Annotated in this window: 20 protein-coding genes; 13 read left to right on the plus strand and 7 right to left on the minus strand. The window is 68.3% G+C overall.

Annotation, left to right across the window (positions count from 1 at the left end):
• Positions 1-45: 45 nt before the first annotated feature.
• From AC3ENO_RS11585 to AC3ENO_RS11620, 8 genes are all read left to right on the plus strand, one after another.
• Positions 46-1,044 (plus strand): type IV toxin-antitoxin system AbiEi family antitoxin, encoded by a 999-nt coding sequence (locus AC3ENO_RS11585; protein ID WP_434970768.1) that lies wholly within the window; start codon positions 46-48, stop codon positions 1,042-1,044.
• Positions 1,045-1,379: 335 nt separating this feature from the next.
• A complete protein-coding gene (infA, locus tag AC3ENO_RS11590; RefSeq protein ID WP_013583992.1) occupies positions 1,380-1,601 on the plus strand; it encodes a translation initiation factor IF-1 in 222 nt (73 codons plus the stop codon).
• 68 nt (positions 1,602-1,669) lie between these two features.
• The gene (rpmJ, locus tag AC3ENO_RS11595) at positions 1,670-1,786 is read left to right on the plus strand and encodes a 50S ribosomal protein L36 (protein ID WP_022893853.1); all 117 of its coding nucleotides are present in this window, start codon (positions 1,670-1,672) and stop codon (positions 1,784-1,786) included.
• A 179-nt stretch (positions 1,787-1,965) separates the two neighbouring features.
• Positions 1,966-2,346, plus strand: coding sequence for a 30S ribosomal protein S13 (gene rpsM / locus AC3ENO_RS11600; RefSeq protein WP_434970769.1), 381 nt, complete (start codon positions 1,966-1,968; stop codon positions 2,344-2,346).
• A 28-nt stretch (positions 2,347-2,374) separates the two neighbouring features.
• A complete protein-coding gene (rpsK, locus tag AC3ENO_RS11605) occupies positions 2,375-2,773 on the plus strand; it encodes a 30S ribosomal protein S11 (protein ID WP_228177304.1) in 399 nt (132 codons plus the stop codon).
• Between the two features lie 160 nt (positions 2,774-2,933).
• The gene (locus AC3ENO_RS11610) at positions 2,934-3,923 is read left to right on the plus strand and encodes a DNA-directed RNA polymerase subunit alpha (protein ID WP_434970770.1); all 990 of its coding nucleotides are present in this window, start codon (positions 2,934-2,936) and stop codon (positions 3,921-3,923) included.
• Positions 3,924-3,980: 57 nt separating this feature from the next.
• Positions 3,981-4,577 (plus strand): 50S ribosomal protein L17, encoded by a 597-nt coding sequence (rplQ, locus tag AC3ENO_RS11615; protein WP_434970771.1) that lies wholly within the window; start codon positions 3,981-3,983, stop codon positions 4,575-4,577.
• Positions 4,578-4,749: 172 nt separating this feature from the next.
• Complete coding sequence (locus AC3ENO_RS11620; RefSeq protein WP_434970772.1) at positions 4,750-5,865, plus strand: GNAT family N-acetyltransferase; 1,116 nt, start codon at positions 4,750-4,752, stop codon at positions 5,863-5,865.
• 154 nt (positions 5,866-6,019) lie between these two features.
• Here AC3ENO_RS11620 and AC3ENO_RS11625 read toward each other — a convergent pair whose 3' ends face one another.
• Positions 6,020-7,999: an acyltransferase family protein gene (locus tag AC3ENO_RS11625; protein WP_434970773.1), complete on the minus strand. Its 1,980-nt coding sequence runs from the start codon at positions 7,997-7,999 to the stop codon at positions 6,020-6,022.
• 145 nt (positions 8,000-8,144) lie between these two features.
• Between AC3ENO_RS11625 and truA the strand changes: the two genes are divergently transcribed.
• Together truA and AC3ENO_RS11635 are read left to right on the plus strand one after the other, a co-directional pair.
• The gene (gene truA, locus AC3ENO_RS11630) at positions 8,145-9,008 is read left to right on the plus strand and encodes a tRNA pseudouridine(38-40) synthase TruA (RefSeq protein ID WP_434970774.1); all 864 of its coding nucleotides are present in this window, start codon (positions 8,145-8,147) and stop codon (positions 9,006-9,008) included.
• Positions 9,009-9,125: 117 nt separating this feature from the next.
• Positions 9,126-9,785, plus strand: a complete 660-nt coding sequence (locus AC3ENO_RS11635; RefSeq protein WP_434970775.1) for a hypothetical protein — start codon at positions 9,126-9,128, stop codon at positions 9,783-9,785.
• 117 nt (positions 9,786-9,902) lie between these two features.
• On the opposite strand, the gene AC3ENO_RS11640 is transcribed toward AC3ENO_RS11635, so the two are convergent.
• Both AC3ENO_RS11640 and AC3ENO_RS11645 read right to left on the minus strand, forming a co-directional pair.
• Positions 9,903-11,078 carry a hypothetical protein gene (locus AC3ENO_RS11640; protein ID WP_488185778.1) on the minus strand — a complete coding sequence of 392 codons (1,176 nt, stop codon included), beginning with the start codon at positions 11,076-11,078 and terminating at the stop codon, positions 9,903-9,905.
• Between the two features lie 2 nt (positions 11,079-11,080).
• Positions 11,081-12,712 carry a sensor histidine kinase gene (locus tag AC3ENO_RS11645; RefSeq protein WP_434970777.1) on the minus strand — a complete coding sequence of 544 codons (1,632 nt, stop codon included), beginning with the start codon at positions 12,710-12,712 and terminating at the stop codon, positions 11,081-11,083.
• A gap of 152 nt (positions 12,713-12,864) precedes the next feature.
• Here AC3ENO_RS11645 and AC3ENO_RS11650 point away from each other — a divergent pair, with 152 nt between their 5' ends.
• The gene (locus AC3ENO_RS11650) at positions 12,865-13,638 is read left to right on the plus strand and encodes a fructose 1,6-bisphosphatase (RefSeq protein WP_434970778.1); all 774 of its coding nucleotides are present in this window, start codon (positions 12,865-12,867) and stop codon (positions 13,636-13,638) included.
• Positions 13,639-13,671: 33 nt separating this feature from the next.
• Here the strand turns inward: AC3ENO_RS11650 and AC3ENO_RS11655 are convergent, their stop codons facing one another.
• Positions 13,672-14,775, minus strand: a complete 1,104-nt coding sequence (locus AC3ENO_RS11655; RefSeq protein ID WP_434970779.1) for a hypothetical protein — start codon at positions 14,773-14,775, stop codon at positions 13,672-13,674.
• A gap of 161 nt (positions 14,776-14,936) precedes the next feature.
• On the opposite strand from AC3ENO_RS11655, the gene AC3ENO_RS11660 reads away from it, so the two are divergent.
• On the plus strand, positions 14,937-16,550 hold the full coding sequence (locus tag AC3ENO_RS11660; protein WP_434970780.1) for a glycosyltransferase: 1,614 nt from the start codon (positions 14,937-14,939) through the stop codon (positions 16,548-16,550).
• A gap of 59 nt (positions 16,551-16,609) precedes the next feature.
• Here AC3ENO_RS11660 and AC3ENO_RS11665 read toward each other — a convergent pair whose 3' ends face one another.
• Positions 16,610-17,845, minus strand: coding sequence for a response regulator transcription factor (locus tag AC3ENO_RS11665; protein ID WP_434970781.1), 1,236 nt, complete (start codon positions 17,843-17,845; stop codon positions 16,610-16,612).
• A gap of 290 nt (positions 17,846-18,135) precedes the next feature.
• Positions 18,136-19,146: a glycoside hydrolase family 6 protein gene (locus AC3ENO_RS11670; protein ID WP_434970782.1), complete on the minus strand. Its 1,011-nt coding sequence runs from the start codon at positions 19,144-19,146 to the stop codon at positions 18,136-18,138.
• Between the two features lie 121 nt (positions 19,147-19,267).
• Here AC3ENO_RS11670 and AC3ENO_RS11675 point away from each other — a divergent pair, with 121 nt between their 5' ends.
• Positions 19,268-19,981, plus strand: coding sequence for an endonuclease/exonuclease/phosphatase family protein (locus AC3ENO_RS11675; protein WP_434970783.1), 714 nt, complete (start codon positions 19,268-19,270; stop codon positions 19,979-19,981).
• A 34-nt stretch (positions 19,982-20,015) separates the two neighbouring features.
• On the opposite strand, the gene AC3ENO_RS11680 is transcribed toward AC3ENO_RS11675, so the two are convergent.
• On the minus strand, positions 20,016-20,153 hold the full coding sequence (locus AC3ENO_RS11680) for a hypothetical protein (RefSeq protein ID WP_434970784.1): 138 nt from the start codon (positions 20,151-20,153) through the stop codon (positions 20,016-20,018).
• Positions 20,154-20,175: the final 22 nt, after the last annotated feature.

Genomic DNA, 20,175 nt, shown 5'->3' on the forward strand with positions numbered 1-20,175 from the left:
GGGCCAAGGGGGTGAAGCGCCGCGCCCGCGGATGAGACTGCGTGGATGGATGCCGTACCGCAGAGCCTTGACCGAGTGCGGGCTGCGCGTGCCGCCATCGTCACGCGTGAACGACTCGAGCGCGAGGGTAGTCCCGCATTCATCGCCGCGCGGCAGGTTGATGGCGAGCTGATCCGGCTGCACTCCGGGCGGTATGTGCGAGCCGCCGACAACGACGGGTTCATCGAAGACAGGCACCTGCGGGCCGTTGCGGCAGTGAACTCCCGACGGACGACATCCAGTGCGCCCTTCTCGCACGCATCCGCGGCAGCGCTGTGGGGCCTGCCGCTGTTTCGCTACATTCCGGATGCCGTCCACGTCAGCGACGCGCGCCACAACGGCGTCGTACGCCGTGCCCGGGGCGTTGCGCGGCATGAGGTGAGCGTGCCACCGGAAGACATCACCGTGATCGCCGGTGTTCCGTGCACGTCCCTGGCGCGCACGGTATTCGATGTCGCGCGCACTCTACCGCTGGCAAGCGCGCTGGCTATCGCGGATGCCGCACTGCACCTGGTCGCTTGGGATCCAGAGGATCACGTCTACGACGAGGTCGCGGCTTCCGAATGGACGGACGCAATGGCGGAGCGCATCACCCGTGCGCGGGGAGGACGCGGCATCCGTCAAGCGCGGTGGATCAACACCTTCGCGGACGGACGGGCGCAGCTGCCCGGCGAGAGCATGAGCCGGCTCCTGCTGCACGACCTCGGGTTCGCGCCCCCGCGGCTGCAGGTGCGACTCACAGACTCCTCCCGCACCTACTTCGTCGACTTCGGACTCGACGAAGTAGGTGCCTGGGGTGAGTTCGACGGCGAGGGCAAGTACACGGATGCCCGGTGGCGAGGCGAGCACACGCCATGGGAGGTGGTGCGAGCGGAGAAGGAGCGTGAAGACTGGATCCGCGCGACGACGCACCGCCCCCTGGTGCGGTGGGGGATGCAGCATCTCGCTGCACCGGTGACCCTTGGACGGCGGTTGGCCGAGTTCGGCATCCGTCCCTCGCGCTAGCGCGTCTGCTCCGCCCGCGTCGAACCCGAAGCCCGCGCGCGGTCGCGTCCGCCGAACCCACAGTCCACGCGCCGAACCCACACCGTTCGCGCGGCGGATCGTGTGGGCTGGATGCCGAACACGTGGGTTCGCGGCTCGCGGCTCGCGGCCCGCGGCCCGGGGTTCGGAGGGGCGACACGCCCGAGGTTGCCGGGGGGTGTCCTATCACGTACTATTGATCTTTGGTGCTTTGCGCCTACCTTGGCGTGTCCGGGTGGGCTACCCCGCAAGGGCGAGCGCGGCACCGACTCCCATCCACCGCAGACCGACCGGTCTGCACAAGCGTGAGCGAGGCTATGGCCAAAAAAGACGGTGTCATCGAGATCGAAGGCACAGTGTCCGAGGCGCTGCCCAACGCGATGTTCCGCGTTGAGCTGACCAACGGACACAAGGTGCTCGCAACGATCTCGGGCAAGATGCGGCAGAACTACATCCGCATCATCCCCGAGGACCGCGTCGTCGTGGAGCTCTCGCCCTACGACCTCACCCGCGGCCGCATCGTCTACCGCTACCGCTAGGCCGGTCGAGAAGTAACGCCCCGGATGCTGCGGCATCCGCCCGGCGAAGACAGCGAACAGGAAACACCATGAAGGTCAACCCGAGCGTCAAGCCCATCTGCGACCACTGCAAGGTCATCCGCCGCCACGGCAACGTGATGGTGATCTGCAAGTCCAACCCGCGCCACAAGCAGCGCCAGGGCTGAACGGATGCCGCGTCCGCCGCGGCCCCAGAACGTATAACTCCACACATACAGGCAGGGTCAGAACCCGCATCCGGATGCCGGAGGCGGGGGACACCTCGGGACGGAGGCCCGGGCACCGATCCTGCTCCACACCTCCGACAGACTCCACAGCGATACCTGTGGGGAAAGAGAGAACCGACATGGCACGTCTTGCCGGTGTCGACATCCCGCGCGACAAGCGCGTGGTGATCGCGCTCACCTACATCTACGGAATCGGTCGCACCCGCTCGCACGAGATCCTCGCCGCGACTGAGATCGACGAGAACATCCGCGTGAAGGACCTCAGCGACGACCAGCTCGTCGCCCTCCGCGACTACATCGAAGGCACCTACAAGGTGGAGGGTGACCTCCGTCGCGAGGTCGCCGCCGACATCCGCCGCAAGGTCGAGATCGGCTCCTACGAGGGCCTGCGTCACCGCCGCGGCCTTCCCGTGCGCGGTCAGCGCACCAAGACGAACGCGCGTACCCGCAAGGGTCCCAAGCGCACCGTCGCCGGCAAGAAGAAGGCCGGAAAGAAGTAAGGCGCGGAAGGTTTAGGAGAAAACGCACATGGCTACCCCCAAGTCCGCAGCGCGCAAGCCGCGCCGCAAGGAGAAGAAGAACATCGCCGTGGGCCAGGCCCACATCAAGTCGACGTTCAACAACACGATCGTCTCGATCACCGACCCCTCCGGCGCGGTGATCAGCTGGGCCTCCTCGGGTGGCGTCGGCTTCAAGGGCTCGCGCAAGTCGACGCCCTACGCCGCCGGCATGGCCGCCGAGTCTGCTGCCCGCCAGGCGCAGGAGCACGGCGTCAAGAAGGTCGACGTCTTCGTCAAGGGACCGGGTTCGGGTCGTGAGACCGCGATCCGCTCGCTGACGGCCGCCGGCCTCGAGGTCGGTTCGATCCAGGACGTCACGCCTCAGGCGCACAACGGCTGCCGCCCGCCCAAGCGTCGCCGCGTCTGACGACAGCCCCGTTCCGGGCCGGCTCATCGCCTCCCGGGTGAAGCATTCGGATGCCGGGGCGCAGGCGACTGCGCCGCGCCCCGGCGTCCCCCGAGAAAAACTCAACACCTCACCCATTGCACGTGTCATATAGCGGGCACGTGATCGAAAGGAACACATCGTGCTCATCGCACAGCGTCCCACTCTGACCGAGGAGAAGATCGGGGAGTTCCGCAGCCGTTTCGTCATCGAGCCGCTTGAGCCCGGCTTCGGTTACACGATCGGTAACGCGCTGCGTCGCAGCCTCCTGTCGTCGATCCCCGGCGCCGCCGTCACCAGCATCCGCATCGACGGCGTGCTGCACGAGTTCAGCACCATTCCGGGTGTGAAGGAGGATGTCACCGAGATCATCCTCAACATCAAGCAGCTGGTCGTCTCGAGCGAGCGCGACGAGCCCATCACCGCGTACCTGCGCAAGACCGGCGCCGGTGAGGTCACCGCCGCTGACATCTCCGCGCCCGCCGGTGTCGAGGTGCACAACCCCGAGCTCGTGATCGCGACCCTCAACGAGACCGCGAAGTTCGAGCTCGAGCTCACGATCGAGCGCGGCCGCGGTTACGTGTCGGCCACGCAGAACCGCAACGAGTACGCCGAAAGCGGTCAGATCCCGATCGACTCGATCTACTCGCCGGTGCTCAAGGTCAGCTACCGGGTCGACGCGACCCGTGCCGGTGAGCGCACCGACTTCGACAAGCTCGTGCTGGATGTCGAGACCAAGGCTTCGATCGCCCCGCGTGACGCCGTCGCCTCGGCAGGACGCACCCTGACGGAGCTGTTCGGTCTGGCCCGCGAGCTGAACGTCGAGGCCGAGGGTATCGAGATCGGCCCCGCGCCCGTCGAGACCGTCATGTCGAACGAGCTGTCGATGCCCATCGAGGACCTCGACCTGTCGGTCCGCTCGTACAACTGCCTCAAGCGCGAGGGCATCAACACCGTCTCGGAGCTCGTCGCCCTCTCGGAGACGCAGCTCATGAACATCCGCAACTTCGGCCAGAAGTCGGTCGACGAGGTGCGCGACAAGCTCGTTTCGCTCGGACTGTCGCTGAAGGACTCGGTTCCCGGGTTCGACGGCGCACACTTCTACGGCGGCTACGACGACGAGACCGTCTGACCGGTACCTGTGATGGATGCCGCGGCATCCTGACCGACTTTTCCTGGAGTAACTGACATGCCCAAGCCCACCAAGGGTCCCCGCCTCGGAGGCGGCCCCGCCCACGAACGTCTGCTGCTTGCGAACCTCGCCGCCGCGCTGTTCACCCACAAGTCGATTCAGACGACCGAGACCAAGGCCAAGCGCCTGCGTCCGCTCGCCGAGCGCCTGATCACCTTCGCCAAGCGCGGAGACCTGCACGCTCGTCGCCGCGTCCTCTCGGTCATCGGTGACAAGGAAGTCGTGCACATCCTGTTCACCGAGATCGCGCCGCTGGTCGCCGACCGCGCGGGTGGCTACACCCGCATCACCAAGATCGGCAACCGCAAGGGCGACAACGCGCCCATGGCGGTCATCGAGCTCGTGCTCGAGCCGGTGAACCCGAAGCCGAAGTCGGCCAAGAAGGCTGCCCCGGCAGCCGCACCGGCCGAAGCTGCACCTGCCGAGGAGACGCCCGCTGAGGACGCTGCCGAGGCCCCGACCCCCGAGGTCGAGGAGGAGTCGACGGACGCGGCTGCGGATGCCGGCGCGGAGTCGCCCGAGGAGGGCGCTGCTGCTGAGGCCGCCGCCGAGGACGCGATCGTCGACGCTCCCGCCGAGGACGACGCGAAGTAACACCACAGCTTCGAACCCCGCCGAACCCACACGTTCGCGCGCGAACCCACAAGGTTTTCCGCGCTGAACGTGTGGGTTCGGTCTTTTCGTGTGGGTTCGGCATCCGCGGGGGCCGGGCCGGGGCCGGGGCGGGGCCGGGGTGGGGCGGGAGAGGGGCGCATAGGGTGGGACGGTGACCGAGAACACCCACCCCGAACCGGCCGCCATCCCCGAGAACGCCGAGCGCACCGAACCGGCCGCCATTCCCGAGAACGCCGAGCGCACCGAGACGCGGTCGCTGCGTGAGCGTCTCGGCCCTCCCGGAACGGTGGCCGAGCCCCGTCATCCGGATGTCGAGGTCTGGCGCCCGGCAACGGTGGATGACATCGACGCGATGATGGACCTCGCCGGCGCGGCCGACCGGGTCGACCACCCGACCTGGCTCACCCCGCGCGATGAGTTCGAAGAGCTCTTCGAGCTGTCGCACATCGATCCGGCTCGCGACACCCGCCTGGGCTTTCACACGGACGGGAGCCTTGTCGCGATGGCCGGCATTCTGGCGCATCCGTCGCAGGACGAGCACGTGTACGCGTACTGTACGGGTCGCGTGCATCCGCAGTGGCGGCGCCGGGGCATCGGGCGGGAGGTCGTGCGGTGGGAGTACCAGACGGCGCAGACGGCGATCGCCGAGACGGATGCCGCCGCCACCGAACTTCCCGGTGCGATCTATCTGTACGCGCACGAGCCAGACGTCGGTGCACGGGCGCTGGGGGAGCAGCTCGGCATGGTCGAAGAGCGCTGGTTCACCACGATGCTGCGTGACCTGTCGCAGCCGATCCCCGATGTCGAGATCGATCTGCCGATCGTGCCGTTCACGCTCGAGCTGTCCGAGAGCACGCGCCTCGCGCGCAACGATGCGTTTCGGGACCACTGGGGGAGTCTGGAGACGCCGGCCGAGCGGTGGGAGCGGATGGTGACCGGGACGCATTTCCGGGTCGATCTGTCGCGTGTCGTGCTCGACGGTGATCGGGTCGTGGCCTTCGCGCTCGCCTCGGTGAACGAGGATGACTGGGAGGTGCAGGGGTACAGCTCGGCCTATATCGAGTACATCGGCGTGACCCGGGATCACCGCGGCAGACGGCTCGCCCCGGCGGTCATGACCGCATCGCTGCGGGCGATCCGAGATGCGGGCCTCGACAAGGCCAACCTGGATGTCGACACCGAGAGCCCGACCGGCGCGACGAGCCTCTACACGAACCTCGGGTTCGAGGCGACCGACCGCGAGGTGGCGATGGTCGCCCGGTTCTGAGGCGCGGGTCGCCCGGTTCTGAGGCGCGGGTCGCCCGGTTCTGAGGCGCGGGTCGCTCGGTTCCGGGTTGGCCCGGTTCTGAGTTCACCCGGTCTTGAGGGGCGGGCGTGCCGGCGCGGGTCAGTGCGCGGACGCGACGGCGCTCGTACGCCCGTTACTGGGCGATGCGGGCATCCTCACGGTGCGCGTCGCGGTAGGCACGGGTTTCGGCGACGTACGCGTCGATCGCCCGCTGATTCTCGGCCTGCCTGATCGCGGCGAGCACGGTGTCGGCGTAGATCCTGCCTCCGGACGTGCCGGGATGGATGCGGTCGCCGGCGAGCGTGTCGACGTGAGGATCGATCGCGCCCGCCCAGTCGGCGATGACTGTGCCGGGGTGCGACGCCGCGAAGGCGGCGATGTCGCTGTTGACCCCCGGGATCCAGTCGCGTGGCGCATAGGCGTTCACGAGCACGAGGGTGCGATCGGGGCCTGCTGTTGCGGCCATGCGCTCGTACGCATCCCAGCTGATCGGACCGTTCGTGCCGAGTGCGATGACCAGGTACCTGCCGAGTTGGCCGGCGTTCGCCCACGCGCCGACGATGCCCGGGCCCGCCCAGGACGAGCGGGACTCGGCAGCATCCAGACGGATGCCGGGCATGGTGTCGAACAGGGACGGCGCCGCGGCGAGCATCACCGAGTCGCCGACGGCGTTGACGTCGCTCCCCGAAATCGGTGTCGGGGACGGCGCCGGCGGACGCCGCGCGCCGTCGGCGAACGTGCCGGGTGCGGGGGCGGGGTCCGGCTCGGGAGCGACATCCGCGGTCGGCGTGGGACTCGCCGACGCGGCGTCGACGGCAGCCTGACCCTGCGCCACCACGGCCTCGCCGGATGAGACCGTCGCGCCGCTCAGGGCTCCCGCGAGCGTACCGGCGACCAGGGCGGCGGTGGCAAGGCCGCCGACGACGGAGGCCCAGAGCGCCCGCGACTCGATGCGGACAGCCGCCTGCGCCTGCCGCCACGTGTCACGGAACCCGCGACGTCGGATAGGGGTCTCGAGGAGTCGGTAGGAGGCCTCGGCGATGAGGACCGTCAGTCCGAGGGTGACCACTCCCACCCATACCGGCACTCCCGCCTCCGGTGCCGTGCCCTGTACCGCGGCCACGAGCAGTACCAGCAGCGGCCAGTGCCAGAGGTACAGGCCGTACGAACGCTCGCCGATCCACCGCAGCGGCGGGATGTCGAGGGCGTGCCCGAACCTGCCGTGCGGCCACACTGCCGCGATGATCGCCAGCCCCGACAGGATGCTGGCTGCCGCGATCGTGAGCGGGAAGGTCCGGATCGTGTCGGCGGGGGGAATCAGTGAGATGCCGATCACGCCGAGGACCGCCGCGACGCCCATGACCCCGATGCCGCGGCGGACGGCGGCGCGCTGCATCCAGAGCGAGGGTGCGGTGAGCAGCCGATGCAGTCCGAAGGCGATCGCGACGCCGAGCAGGATGCCGAACGCGTGCGAGTCGGTGCCGTAGTAGGCGCGGCTGACCTCGCCCGTGGTGGCGACGATATCCCCCATCCACACGGCGGATGCCACCGCGAGCGCGCTTGCGGCAGTGACGCGTGCCCAGGTGCGGGGAAGGAGCAGGACCAGCGGCAGCACCAGAGGCCACAGCACGTAGAACTGTTCCTCGATACCCAGGGACCAGAGGTTGCGGAACAGCTCGGGGGTCGAGCCGCCGAAGTACCCCTCGCCGATGAGGATCGCGACCCAGTTGTAGCTGAAGGTCAGCGCCCCCAGGATCTGCGCACCCAGGCGCACGAGGACATCCCCTCCGATGACCCATGCGGCAGTGGAGCACACCAGCAACAGCAGGACGAGGGCAGGCAGCAGCCGCCTGGCGCGTCGTTTCCAGAACCCGACGAGGCTGATCCGCCCGTTCGCGTCGCGTTCGCGCAGCAGCAGGGTGGTGATCAGAAACCCGCTGATCACGAAGAACACGTCGACCCCGATGAAGCCGCCCGCGACCCACCACTGCGGGAACAGGTGGTAGACGACCACGAGGATCACCGCGAGCGCGCGCAGGCCGTCGAGCCCCGGCAGATGGGCGCTGCCGGCGGCACCGCGGGCGGCGCGGTCGGTGGGGAGGGGGCTGGACATCGGGCGTGGCTCGGTCGGGACGGCGTGCGGCAGGCTCCCGGTTCGGAGCGTGAGCCGCGGCGATGCGGGTTCGGGCACCCAAAGTCTACGTCCGCGGCGTCCCCTCCTCCCTGGGGATGAGCCGGGTGCTCGTTAGGCTGAAGCGGTGCGGATCCGGCTCGACATCTCCTACGACGGCTCGCACTTCCGCGGGTGGGCGAGGCAGCCCCACCAGCGCACCGTGCAGGGCACGATCGAGGGCGCGATCGCACGCGTGCTCGGCGGCGAGCCGCGGCTGGTCGTGGCAGGTCGCACGGATGCCGGGGTGCACGCCACGGGACAGGTGGCCCATCTGGATGTCGATGACGCGCAGTCCGCGCGGCTGGCGTCGACGCGCCGGCGCAGCGGCCAGGAGCAGGAGCAGGGTGACGGCGTGGCAGCGCTCGCCCGCCGCATCCGGGGAGTACTCGGCGCCTATCCGGATGTCGCGGTGACGCGGACATCCCTCGCTCCGGATGGCTTCGATGCCCGGTTCTCGGCGGTGTGGCGGCGCTACGAGTACCGCGTCGCCGACGATCGGGTGCCCTACGACCCGCTCGAGCGTCACCGCACCACGGTCGTGCGCGGGGAGTTGGACGTCGCAGCGATGGATGCCGCCGCCGCCGCCCTGCGTGGCCTGCACGACTTCGCCGCCTACTGCAAACCGCGCGAGGAGGCGACGACCATCCGGACGCTGCTCGATTTCGGCTGGGTGCGCACTGAGGCAGGAGTGCTGGTCGCGACGATCCGCGCGGACGCGTTCTGTCACAGCATGGTGCGCGCCCTCGTCGGCGGGTGCGTCGCGGTCGGGCAGGGACGGCTGAGTGGCGACGATCTCGTACGGATCCGTGACGACCTGGCCCGTGTCCCCGAGGTCAAGGTGCTCGCCGCGCGCGGGCTCACCCTGACCGAGGTGGGGTACCCGGCCGACGACCTGCTCGGGCAGCGGGCGGTGCAGACGCGGGCGCGGCGAGATCTCGACGTCGACTGAGCGCGGGAGCGAGCGGCGGCTGGGTGCCTCGCGAACAGGGAGGGCCGTGCGTCACGGATGCGTAGACTGAACCCACCCCGTGCGGGGTGCCATGCGTTATCCCGAGGGGGGATGGAGATGAAGGCCGTTGGTCGCAACGACGCGAGCGTCGGCATCCGTGTCGGTCGCCGTGTCCGGACTGCTCTGCGAACGGGCGCCGTCGCGGGGCTCCTCGCGCTGCCGGTCGCGCTCGCCGGGTGCGGACCTGCCCCGTGGAACAACTGGGGGTATGAGACGACGAGTCCGTCGCCGACCTTCACGCGCCAAACCGTCGCGCCGCCGGTGAAGAATGACCTGTCCAGCGGCGCGACCCAGCGGGACCTGCAAGCCGGCGCGGTGAAGGCGACCGTCGACTACTGGTCGACGCTGTCGATGGACAAGTGGACCGCGGATGCTCTCAAGCCGATCAGCCTGTCGCTGATCACCACTGTTGAGCCCAACGACGGTCAGAAGGTCTATCTGCAGCGCGCGACGATGGTCGCGGTGCCGCAGAGCGAGACGGGCGATCTGGCACCGCTGGATCCGCAGGTGGACGCGGCGAGCGTGAACCCGGGCTACCTCGTGCTCTCGCCCTACAGCTACTCGCAGAACTTCACTGTGGGCCCGGTGCCGGCGAACACGATCTCGGTCACGGTGCAGTTCACCTACGACTTCCTGGTGCAGACGACGCCGACCTCGAACGAGTACGCAAAGCAGACGGCCTCCGACACCCTCACGATCGCCATCGCCCAGCAGTAGCCATCCAGCCCCGCGAACCCACACGATCGCGCGCCAACCCCCACAGTTCGGTGCGCGAAAGGTGTGGGTTCGGCGGGGATGGTGTGGGTTCGGCGGGATGGGGCACGGAAGCTGGGGTCACGCCCGGACGCGCTCCCAGCGGTCGCCGCCTTCGGCACGGGCCGCCGCGGACGCCTCGGCGGTCGCCGCCAGGAGCGCATCGAGGTCATAGCCCGACACCGCGACGCTGGCCCAGCCGATGCTGGCGGTGGTGGTCACGGTGATGGGAGCCGCGGGGTCACGGAGAGCGATCCTGCCCAGCGCCTCCCGCACGAGTTCTCGAACGATCCGCTCGGGGCGCGAGATCAGCACGACCACTGCCCCGTCCGGCGTGATCGCAATGTCCGCGTCCGACGGGAACACGGCGCGCGCCCGTGTCCGGATGTCGCGAATCAAGCGCCCGAAGACCGAGGTGCCGCCGGCCGCGTGCAGGTCTTCGGCGTCATCGAGCTCGATGCGCAGCAGCGACCACGTGGTGTCGTGTCTGGCGTGGGCCCGATCCAGCCGCTCCCGTGCGGTCGCGAGGAACCTGCCCCAGTCGTTCTGGACGGCACCCGCGCTGATCGAGTGAGCCCCCGGCGTGACCAGCGGGACGAGCGAGACGAGCACGCAGGTCATGTAGACGAGCATCCCGACGGAGTTGAAGATGCGGGTCGACGTGAATGAATCAGCCGTCGACAGCGGCGCGAACACCGCGCCGAGCAGCACCGCGACGCCGGCGATGGCGTAGACCGCCGAGCAGATGACGACAGGCCACAGCAGACGTTCGGATCGCTCGGGGATCCGGCGCCACTCGAGCAGGAAGAGCACACCGAAGATCGACGAGCCGAAGAAGACGACGCGGTACGCCAGGCCGTACCATCCGGAATCCCCGGCGGCCAGGAGAGCGATGATCGAGACCGCGGCCAGCACGGGACTGATCCACGCGAGGCTCGGCACGCGGCGGTGGGCTCGCAGTCCCGACCACAGCAGCGCGGGGGCTCCCATCAGCAGCCCCAGCGACCCCCGTCGAAGCTCCTCGGACTCGGCGGCCGTGGCCGCCAGGTAGCCGAAGCACGCGACCATGATGCCCATGAAGGTCAGCGACCACAGCAGCGTCGAACGGCGCGGACGGGCGAGGAAGGCGAGACCGACGAACATGATGGTGCCGAGCGTGGCGATCGTCGCGTGGGCAAGGCCGATGCTGGCGCCGCCCAGGTCCGGCCAGGGCAGGTCGATGGGCCAGGGCATGGCGGTGGGGAGGTGCGGGGGCATCATCACTCCGGTGCAGCGGAACGGGGGAGACGGAGCGTGACCGTCGTGCCCTCGCCGAGCTCGCTGGTGACGGTGACGGTCCCCCCGTGGGCGGTCACGATCTCGCGCGCGATGCCGAGTCCGAGACCGGTGCCGGTTGCATGCTCCTGCGCGCGTGTGCTGCGAAACAGCGGGTCGAAGACGTGCTCGAGGTCTTCCGGTGCGATGCCGATCCCGGTGTCCGCGACGACGACCACGACGGTGTCGCCGTCCATCGCCGCGGAGATGCGGACCGAGCCACCCGCGGGGGTGTACTTCACCGCGTTGCTGACGACGTTGTCGAGCACCTGGCGAAGACGGAACATGTCGCCGTCCATAGGCAGGTGAGCGGGAAGATCGTCGTCGAGGGTGACGCCGTGCTCGCCGGCCGTCGCCGAGAACGCTTCGCGGACGGCGACGAGCATCGGAACAAGGTCGAACGAGCGGCGGTCCTGGGTGGGGGTGAATCCGCTTCGTGAGCGTTGCAGCATCGTCGAGGCGATCCCCAGCATCCGTTCGCTCGCCGAAAGGATCGTCTCGAGATGCTCCCGGATCTTCGGGGTGAGTTCGTCCTCCTCTTCGAGCGCGAGGTCGGCATGGCCGATGATGACGGTGAGCGGATGCCGCAATTCATGCGATGCCACTGCGGCGATGCGCTCCCGCTCACGCTCGGCCTCGGTCACCGCCGTGATGTCGTGGGCGACGAGCATCGTGGAGGCGGAGTCGTCGGCAGACGAGGTGAGCGGCATGGTCGTCACCGACAGTGCGCGCCACGTGCCTTCCGCGTCGAAGAGCCAGACGCGAGCATCCTGGAAGATCTCGCCGCGCTGGGCGCGTGCGAACGTCCGCTCGGATGCCGGGATCGCCGATCCCTGCAGCGACGCGTACTCGACGGAGGTGGGAGGGGAGTGCGGATCCTCGGGGTCTGTGCCGTACAGGCGCGCGTAGGTGGTGTTCGCCGCGAGCAGGGAACCGTCGCGAGCGAAGCGCAGAATGCCGACATCCACCCCGTTGATCAGTTCGATCGTGCTGCGTTCCGCGTTCGAGACACGCTCGAGTGTGGTCTCGAGTCTGCGGGTCTGGCCCAGCAGGAGGCGCTTGAACGCTCGCGTCTGTCGCATCGTGATGTTCGCGGTGATGCCCAGGAACGTCACGCCCAGCAGAACCGTGAACAGCTCCACGGCTCCGGGCGGTTCCGTCGAGGTCGCCGCCTCGATCAGAAGGGAGGCCGCGATCGTCCCGATCGCCGCGCCCAACGCCCACCTGGTGAAGTGCAGCCCGATCCACATGACCGGGAAGACCCAGAAGAAGCCGAGTGGCAGGATCGACGATCCTGACAGAAAACCGATCGCGACGATGTCGGCGAAGGGGATGACCAGCGGAGCCCACCGCGGCAGCCGGCCCCATGGGGTGAGGAGGGTGACCGCCGTCGCGACGACCACGATGGCAACGCCCGTCAGCATCAGCCAGGACTGGAACAGTTCCGGCTCATAGCCCAGCGCCACGACCGAAATGACGATGATCGAGACGCCGAGGGAGAGCTGGGTGAGCCAGATGGATCGTACTCGCATCGTCGCGCCGTCGACGTCGCGGAATTGCGCGTCCCTTGCGCTCACCTTGTGCTCCCCCTTGGACGGCGTTGAGTTCGAGCCATTGTTCGTATCGTATACTTCCAGCGCACCAGGCTTGTGGAACCCGCCATAAGCCCTCGAGAACCAGCGGATTTCCCGCCCGCTCGCCCTCTCGCAGGCCCTCTCAAGGAGAAACCATGGCTACCACCACGCAGGCGTCGCGCGTCGTGCGTCGCGTCGTGCTCGGTGCTGCCGCACTGGCTCTGGGCGCGTCGTCGCTGACCGGATGCCAACAGATCGTCGAGGCCTTCAACTCGATTCAGGGCGAGGCGCCGGGCGCTGCCTCGACGGCGACACCGATCCCCCAGCCGGTCGCGACCACCGCGACGATGGACTTCGACTCGCTGTTCTCGTATGACGGCTCGGTCTCTCTCACGACGGATGTCGCATCCGATCTGGAGGTCGTGCTCGACGTGTGGGCTGCCGACCCCAAGCGAACCCGCGAGTGGACGCCCAACAACGAGAAGGTCTTCGGCTTCGCGATCAACGCCTACGACCGTCGCGTCGATGACAAGGCGGTGCTTGCGCAGAAGCGCCGCGTGTACATCTCGTCGATTTCGATCACGTCGCAGACCGCCCAGACCTCGGGGATGGTGCAGCAGCCCTTCCAGTTCGCCGCAGATCCGCGCACGCTCGTGCCGCCGGACACGCTGCGGTCCGATCGAGGGCTGTTGCTCAACAGCTTCCAGGGCGGTCTGCTCGTTCCGGAGACGACGATCTTCATGCTCCCGGCTGACACGTACGGTGTCACGCTGCAGTTCTCGTTCGGCATCTACGTCGAGGGCACCGCGAACGATGACGCATCGTTCGCGCAGCAGACGATCTACCAGTACCTGCCGATCGCGATCTACAACGACCAGGGAACGCTGAACATCGTCTCCAACGAGCCGACGACGGCGCCCCAGGGCTGAGCCGGCGTTCCGTCGGCGCCCGGAGACAAGCCGTCAGGGTGCCGCGACAGCACGCTCCGCCGTGGGTGTCTGCGCGCTGAGGTCGCCGGTGGGGATGACATCCGGCCACACACGGGCGAGCTCTTCGGGGGAGCGCACGGTCGACCGTGTCACCCGCACGTCGATGGCTTCTCGGTAGTCGAGGTGGGGGACGGCGCGGGCGGCCGCCGTCTTCACGACATCTTCGATCGCGTCGACGCGCTGGTCGCCCTCGAGGGCGACGAAGTGACGACCGGTGCGGGCCCGGTGCACAGCATCCGGCAGGACCTCGTGAAGTGCGACCGACGCCGCGCGGTCGACCGCGGCGGCGGCAGGGCCGCCGAACGCGGCGCGGATGAGGGAGAGGTCCGGTATGCAGACCTCGTACACGGTGACGGCGTCGCGTATCGCGATCGCCGAGCGCAGCGCATCGATCTGGAACTCGATCTGCGCGGCGCGGGTCTCGAGCGCGCGTTCGCTCCACCAGACGGCCACGCACAGCACCACCACGAGAGGGATGCTGATGGCGGATGCTGCGAGCGGGGTGAACAGCGCCTGGAACACCGGTGCCTGCTCGCCGACCGCGAAGTACAGGAAGGTGCGCACCGCCGAGTATCCGGCGTAGAGCGCGAACACCGCGCCGATCAGTCGGAACGCCGGGATGGTGCGCGCGGGAGGAGTGAACGCTTCGACGGCGATGCCCCCGCAGCCCAGTGCCACCAGGACCAGCCGCAACACGAATCCATCCGTCGGGCCGCCGATCACCGCTGTGACGGTGGCGCTGGTGACGAAGGTGACGGCGACCGCGCCGGAAGCGAGCCATCCGGGCGCGACGGACTGGTCTCGCAACTGCCGCATGCCCGCCCAGAAGTATGCGGGCCCTCCGACCAGCGCCGCGTTCGCTGTCGCGATCACGATCGGAATGGGGTGATCGGGAACGAGAGCGCTCGTGATCCCCGCGACGACTCCGCTCAGCGCTGCCGCAGCTGAGAAGCGGAGGAACAGGCGCCTGGCTGCGCGACCGCAGTTGGGAGCCGGCTGCGCCTGGAACTGGACGATCGCCGGGGCGCTGATGACAAGAGCGACCGCCAGGAGAGCGAACAACTCCAGTACACTCATTTTGCGCTTCTGTTTCTCGGGGCCTCGGGTGTTCACCGGGGGTTTTCTTGCGGAAAACCTGAGGTGATGCTCTTCGACAACAGACCGGATGCTTGAGCCGAGTGTAGCAGTGTGGTAGCAGCACTTATTGTGGCGCGCGGATCGAGGGAAGGAGCGTGCTGATGTCCCACTGGGAAGCCCCGTACGTTCCTCCGTACCCGCAGCAGGGACAGCCCGCGATCGGGCAGTATCCCGGGTCCGCGTACGCGGGCCCCCAGTACGCCGACCCGCAGTACAGTCAGCAGCCGTACGCACAGCCGCAGTACGCGCAGCCCCCCTACACGCAGCCCCAGTACGACGACCCCCGGTTCCCGAATGCGCAGGTCGAAACCTCGCACGTGGAGTTCAACGACGAGTTCGAGTCGGTGCTCGAACGCATCTCCGTGCACCGCTCCACGATCGGTTGTGTCATCCCGTGCTACAACGAGGAAGAATCCATCGCGGGCGTGCTCGAGGGTCTTCTCCACCAGACCCGCGTCCCCGATGTCATCCACGTCGTCGTGAACAACACCACCGACGCGACCGTGGCGATCGCCTCGCAGTACGCCGGTCCGCACCAGGTCGTCACCGACCTCGGCGAGCAGTTCACCGAGGTCTTCATCCATGACATCGGCAAGAACCCCGACAAGAAGGTCGGCGCCCTGAACTACGGGTACGCGCTCGTGGAGGGGTATGACTACCTGCTCGGGGTGGATGGCGACACGATCGCGGACGAGAGAGCTGTCGAGTACCTGGAGACCGAGGCCGTCGGGGACTCCCGGATCGGGGGCATCTCGGCGATCTACACGATCGACGATCGCCCCATCAAGGGACTCGTCGCCAAGTTCCTCATCGCCGGTCAGCGCACCCAGTTCGCGGCCTTCAACCTGCAGAACCTGCTGCGCGGGCGCAACATGGCGGTGCTCGGCGGTCAGTTCTCGATCTTCTCGACAGCGGCGCTGCGCGATGTCATGCGCGCGAATCACCAGAGCACACCCTGGGTGAAAGACAGCGAGGTCGAGGACTCGCTCCTGTCGCTGCAGATCAAGAGCGCCGGATACCTCACCAAGATCAGCCCGTACGCGCGCGCGAGTGTGGGCGGCATGACGACGCTGAAGGGATACGACGCCCAGCAGGTGAAGTGGACGTACGGCGCGATCGAACTCATGTGGCCCGGTCAGCGCGGTGACACGAAGGGTCAGCCCTTCCACCCGAACCTGCGACTGCGGTGGTTCGAGAACTTCGGCATGCTCACCAACCTGTTCGTGCGTGTCGCGTTCCTCACCCTGTTGGCTGCATCGCTGTCGATCAACGCCTTCGTGTTCTCCCCGTGGTGGCTGATCCCGCCGCTGGTTGCCACCCTGCTGAACCTGCGTGTCGCGTTGACGATGAAGTACGTCAACCAGCGCGACATCCTGTTCTCGGCACTGGTGTTCCCCGCCGAGATCTTCATGTGGATCAGGATCGGGCACTTCCTGAGGTCATGGTCGTCGTTCCTGTCCCGCAAGAAGGTCGACAACTGGGCAGCGCAGGCCAAGGCTGAACGCGGCGGCGGCTTCTCGCTCGGGCACTGGGTGCCCCTCATCCTGCTCGTGATCACCGCCATCGCGATGACCTTCATCTGGTCGCTGCTCGACCCGGTGGTGCAGTCATCGATCCTGTGGGTCGGTTGGCCGATCGTCGGCGTGGTGACCGTGATCCAGACCTTGCTCATGGCGTTCAAGCTGTTCCGTCGCCAGTACGGCTACAAGGTCTGAAGCCCGGCGCCGGCGCGCGGCCTCAGCGCGAGCGTGATGCGTGAGCGGTCCCGGCCGTGTCAGTGGCCCGGCGGCGGAGCGACGTTCTCGGCGGTCATCCGATACCCCACGCCGCGCACGGTCTCGATGTAGCGCGGGTTGTTGGGGTCGTCGCCGAGCTTGCGACGCAGGTTCGTCATATGCGCTTCGATGGCACGCTTGTCGGCGTCGCCGACGAAGTAGGAGGTGACGTAGGACTCGCCGCGCAGGACGAGGGTCAGATCCGCCTTGCTCCGCACGCGACGCTTGGACTCCATGAGGGTTGCGAGCAGCTCGAACTCCGTGCGGGTGAGTTCGACTTCGCGATTGCCGACGATGACGATGCGAGAGTCGGGGTCGAGGACGAGATCGCGGTGGCGCATCGTGCTCGGGCCGAGCTGGTGTCCGCCCGGCCCCGGCATGGGCATGTTCGGTGGCGTGCGCGCGACCAGCTGGGACCCCGGCGGCGGCTGGTTTCCGGGGGCGCCAGGCGGGTCGACGGGGCCCTGCGGCGCCGGGGGGTACTGCTGCTGCGGGTATCCCTGCTGCCCCGGCTGAGGATAGCCGGGAGGTGCGCTCGGGTAGCCGGGCTGCGGGGGCGACTGCTGCCCGGGCGGGAACGGGGCCTGCGTGCCGGGTGCTCCGGCGTGCGGTGGACGCAGCGGGGGGATCTCGCCGCCCTCGGCGCCGGTGTCGGCAGTGACGATGTACGGATTCTGTCCGGGCGTGACACCGCCGTGCGCGTCGACGGTGGCAAACGGCTGGTTCGGTGCGGACGGGATGACTCCCGGTACCGCCGCCGGCTGGGCGGGCTGGCCGCCGATCGCCGATCGAGCTCCCGGAAACGACGGTCCGGATGGGGCCTGGATCGGTGGTTGCGCGGCCGTCGGAGACTGCCGAGGGCGACGCAACAGCGCTTCGATCCGGGCGCGAAGCTCTCGCGGGCGGAACGGCTTGACGATGTACTCGTCGGCTCCCGCTCCCAGGCCGAGGACGACATCCGCCTCGTCCTCGAGGCCCGTGAGCATGATGATGTAGGTATCGCTCTGTGCCCGGATGCGGCGCGCGGCCTCGAAGCCGTCGATGCCGGGCATATTGACGTCCAGCGTCGTGATGAGCGGCTGATACGACAGGACGGCGCGCACGCCGTCGATGCCGTTGCCGACCGAGACCGTCGAGAAGCCTGCGGCTTCGAGCGTCTCGGCGAGGATGTGCCGGATCTGCGGGTCGTCCTCGACGATGACGGCGGTCTTGCTCACCCCCGCGTCAGTGCTCATGCTCGGTCGTCTCTTTCGCGTCGGGCCGGGGGTGCTGTGCCGCCGGGTGCTGTTCCAGGAGCCACGGAGGGCTACGGCCGCTGCGGGTCAGGGCCCCATCGTGTCACGGCCGCACAGTCCCAGGTGTTCGCGGCCTCATCTCTTGATCGTACACAGGCCGGTGCACCGCCGGTGCGGTCATCCGTCGGCGTGGCAGCGTGCCGCGGGCTCCCCTCGGATGGACCGCCGGGCGCAGCGCAGGCCGGTGTGTCAGTGCCAGCGACCGTGCGTCAGGGCCCAGCGACCGCGCGTCAGGGCAGGGTGACGTTGCGGGTGAGCTCGACTGCGGCCTGCGGCCACCACGCGCCGGCGACGGGCCCGCCGTTGCAGGTGCCGTCGCTTTCGCCCGGCGGCTTGATCCACAGGTTGGTGTCGACGACGTCGTCGCCGTACGTCCCGCCGGGCGCGCCGATGAGCCGGCCGGGCGGGTTGCACCATTCGCCGTTGGATCCGGCACCGTTGCGGGAGGTGTCGATGACGGCGTTGAGGCCGCCCGTGAGCCCCGAGAGCTGGTGGGCGTAGTCGAACTCGAGTGCCGTGTCGTTGTAGTTCGACACGTTCGTGGCGAAGCCGCGGATGACGCCGTTCATGCCGAGGCCGTTGATCAGCTCGGCCATGCGCGCCGCGGGCAGCCACGTCGAGTGGCCGCCGTCCACGTAGATCCACGTGTTCGTCGAGGCAAGCCGCGCGATCGCGTCGCGCAGCTGTTCCGTGCGCTGCGCGACGTTGCCGCACTCGGGAGCCAGGGCGAGGCTGTCGGGCTCGAGCACGACGGTCTTCTGGATGTCGGGCGCCGCGCGCAAGGCATCCCCGATGATTCGCGTCCACTCGTCGTAGGCGGCGTCATCGAGTCCACCGGCAGAGAGGCCGGCGCTGCAGTCGCGCTCCGGAAGACCGTAGACGACGATCGCCAAGGGCTTGCCCTGTGTCCGGGCTTCGTTCAGGAGATTCTCCATGCGCGCGCCCACTTCGCCGACCGGATCGATCTCGGGGGTCAGCCAGTAGGCCGTGGGCTGCGCGGCGAGGTACGCGGTTGCGGCGTGCTCGTCGGTTCCCTCGGCAAGCGACGGCAGCGCGAGGGCAGCCTTCGACTCTTCGGGCGCGATGATGGTCGTGCCCACCGCGGGGGCCGTCGCCGTCAGGTCACGGACCCAGTTGTTCAAGAACATCCAGATGGTGGCGGCGATGGATGCCAGCAGAAGCACGCCGACACCGACGATCGTCGCGATCGCCCAGCCGGGCAGAATCTTCGCGGGGGGCACGTCCGAACTCTATCGGAGCAATCTGGGGTCCGGCGCGGAGGACCATCGATACCAAACACTGGGGATATCTCCAGCGCGGAGGGCGCTGTCGGCATCCGCGCCCCTCTATCGTGGGAGGGGCATGAAGGTCATCTCGTACAACCTGCGCAAGCACCGCGCCGCGACCGAGTTGCGAGGACTCGTCGAACGCCACGGTGCCGACCTGCTGTGCCTGCAGGAAGCGGACACGACCGACATCCCGGATGAGATCAGCGGCCTCGTGCTCGCCGACTCGACGCAGCGCAATCGCCTGGGCCTTGCCGTCTACTATCGCGAGAACACCTACCGCGCCGTCGATGTGCGCGCGATCGCGCTGAAGAAGTCGCTGCACGATATGGTCCTCAAGCCCGCGGAGGAACGGCTGCTCGGGGTGCGTCTTCGCGACATCGACGCGGGCAGCGACATTGTGATCGCGTCGTTTCACGCGGCCCCGCTGACGGCGCTGAATTCCCTCCGTAGGCACCAGATCCGCACGGCGCTGGCCGAGCTCGACCTCCTGGGCGAGGGACTTCCCAAGCTCATGGTCGGCGACTACAACTACCCGGTCTTCAAGGAGCGCCTCGGTCAGCACGTTCGCGACCAGGGGTACGAGCTGAACCTCAGCGACTCTCGCACCTACACCCGATATCGGTTCTTCCGCGGACACTACGATTTCGCAACGTCGGTCGGCTTCACGATCGACACCGTGCGTACCCTGCCCCAGGGGCTCAGTGACCATCTCCCGATCCTGGTGACCGCCGAACCCACCCCGGCGTCCGGGTCGGCATCGACGGATGCCGCCAGCGGCGTCGCGTGAAGGCCGCTTGAGGTTCGTCAGCGGATCAGAGTCGTCAGCGGATCGCCGCGGCGTAGTGCATGAACGCCGCGTACACGAGCACGCCCACGCCCGAGGCAAGGAGCGCCACGCCGACGTAGAGCAGCCAGTTGCGGGACTTGCGGGGGTCGCGCGGTTCATAGGGGCTGCTCATGATGCCCGATCCTAGTCAGATC

The sequence above is a fragment of the Microbacterium sp. bgisy207 genome (assembly GCF_057706855.1).

Coding starts and splice junctions, on each gene's coding strand:
- AC3ENO_RS11585 (WP_434970768.1), top strand. CDS start 46: ATGGATGCCGTACCGCAGAGCCTTGACCGAGTGCGGGCTGCGCGTGCC.
- infA (WP_013583992.1), top strand. CDS start 1,380: ATGGCCAAAAAAGACGGTGTCATCGAGATCGAAGGCACAGTGTCCGAG.
- rpmJ (WP_022893853.1), top strand. CDS start 1,670: ATGAAGGTCAACCCGAGCGTCAAGCCCATCTGCGACCACTGCAAGGTC.
- rpsM (WP_434970769.1), top strand. CDS start 1,966: ATGGCACGTCTTGCCGGTGTCGACATCCCGCGCGACAAGCGCGTGGTG.
- rpsK (WP_228177304.1), top strand. CDS start 2,375: ATGGCTACCCCCAAGTCCGCAGCGCGCAAGCCGCGCCGCAAGGAGAAG.
- rplQ (WP_434970771.1), top strand. CDS start 3,981: ATGCCCAAGCCCACCAAGGGTCCCCGCCTCGGAGGCGGCCCCGCCCAC.
- AC3ENO_RS11625 (WP_434970773.1), bottom strand. CDS start 7,999: ATGTCCAGCCCCCTCCCCACCGACCGCGCCGCCCGCGGTGCCGCCGGC.
- AC3ENO_RS11635 (WP_434970775.1), top strand. CDS start 9,126: ATGAAGGCCGTTGGTCGCAACGACGCGAGCGTCGGCATCCGTGTCGGT.
- AC3ENO_RS11640 (WP_488185778.1), bottom strand. CDS start 11,078: ATGCCCCCGCACCTCCCCACCGCCATGCCCTGGCCCATCGACCTGCCC.
- AC3ENO_RS11650 (WP_434970778.1), top strand. CDS start 12,865: ATGGCTACCACCACGCAGGCGTCGCGCGTCGTGCGTCGCGTCGTGCTC.
- AC3ENO_RS11655 (WP_434970779.1), bottom strand. CDS start 14,775: ATGAGTGTACTGGAGTTGTTCGCTCTCCTGGCGGTCGCTCTTGTCATC.
- AC3ENO_RS11660 (WP_434970780.1), top strand. CDS start 14,937: ATGTCCCACTGGGAAGCCCCGTACGTTCCTCCGTACCCGCAGCAGGGA.
- AC3ENO_RS11665 (WP_434970781.1), bottom strand. CDS start 17,845: ATGAGCACTGACGCGGGGGTGAGCAAGACCGCCGTCATCGTCGAGGAC.
- AC3ENO_RS11675 (WP_434970783.1), top strand. CDS start 19,268: ATGAAGGTCATCTCGTACAACCTGCGCAAGCACCGCGCCGCGACCGAG.
- AC3ENO_RS11680 (WP_434970784.1), bottom strand. CDS start 20,153: ATGAGCAGCCCCTATGAACCGCGCGACCCCCGCAAGTCCCGCAACTGG.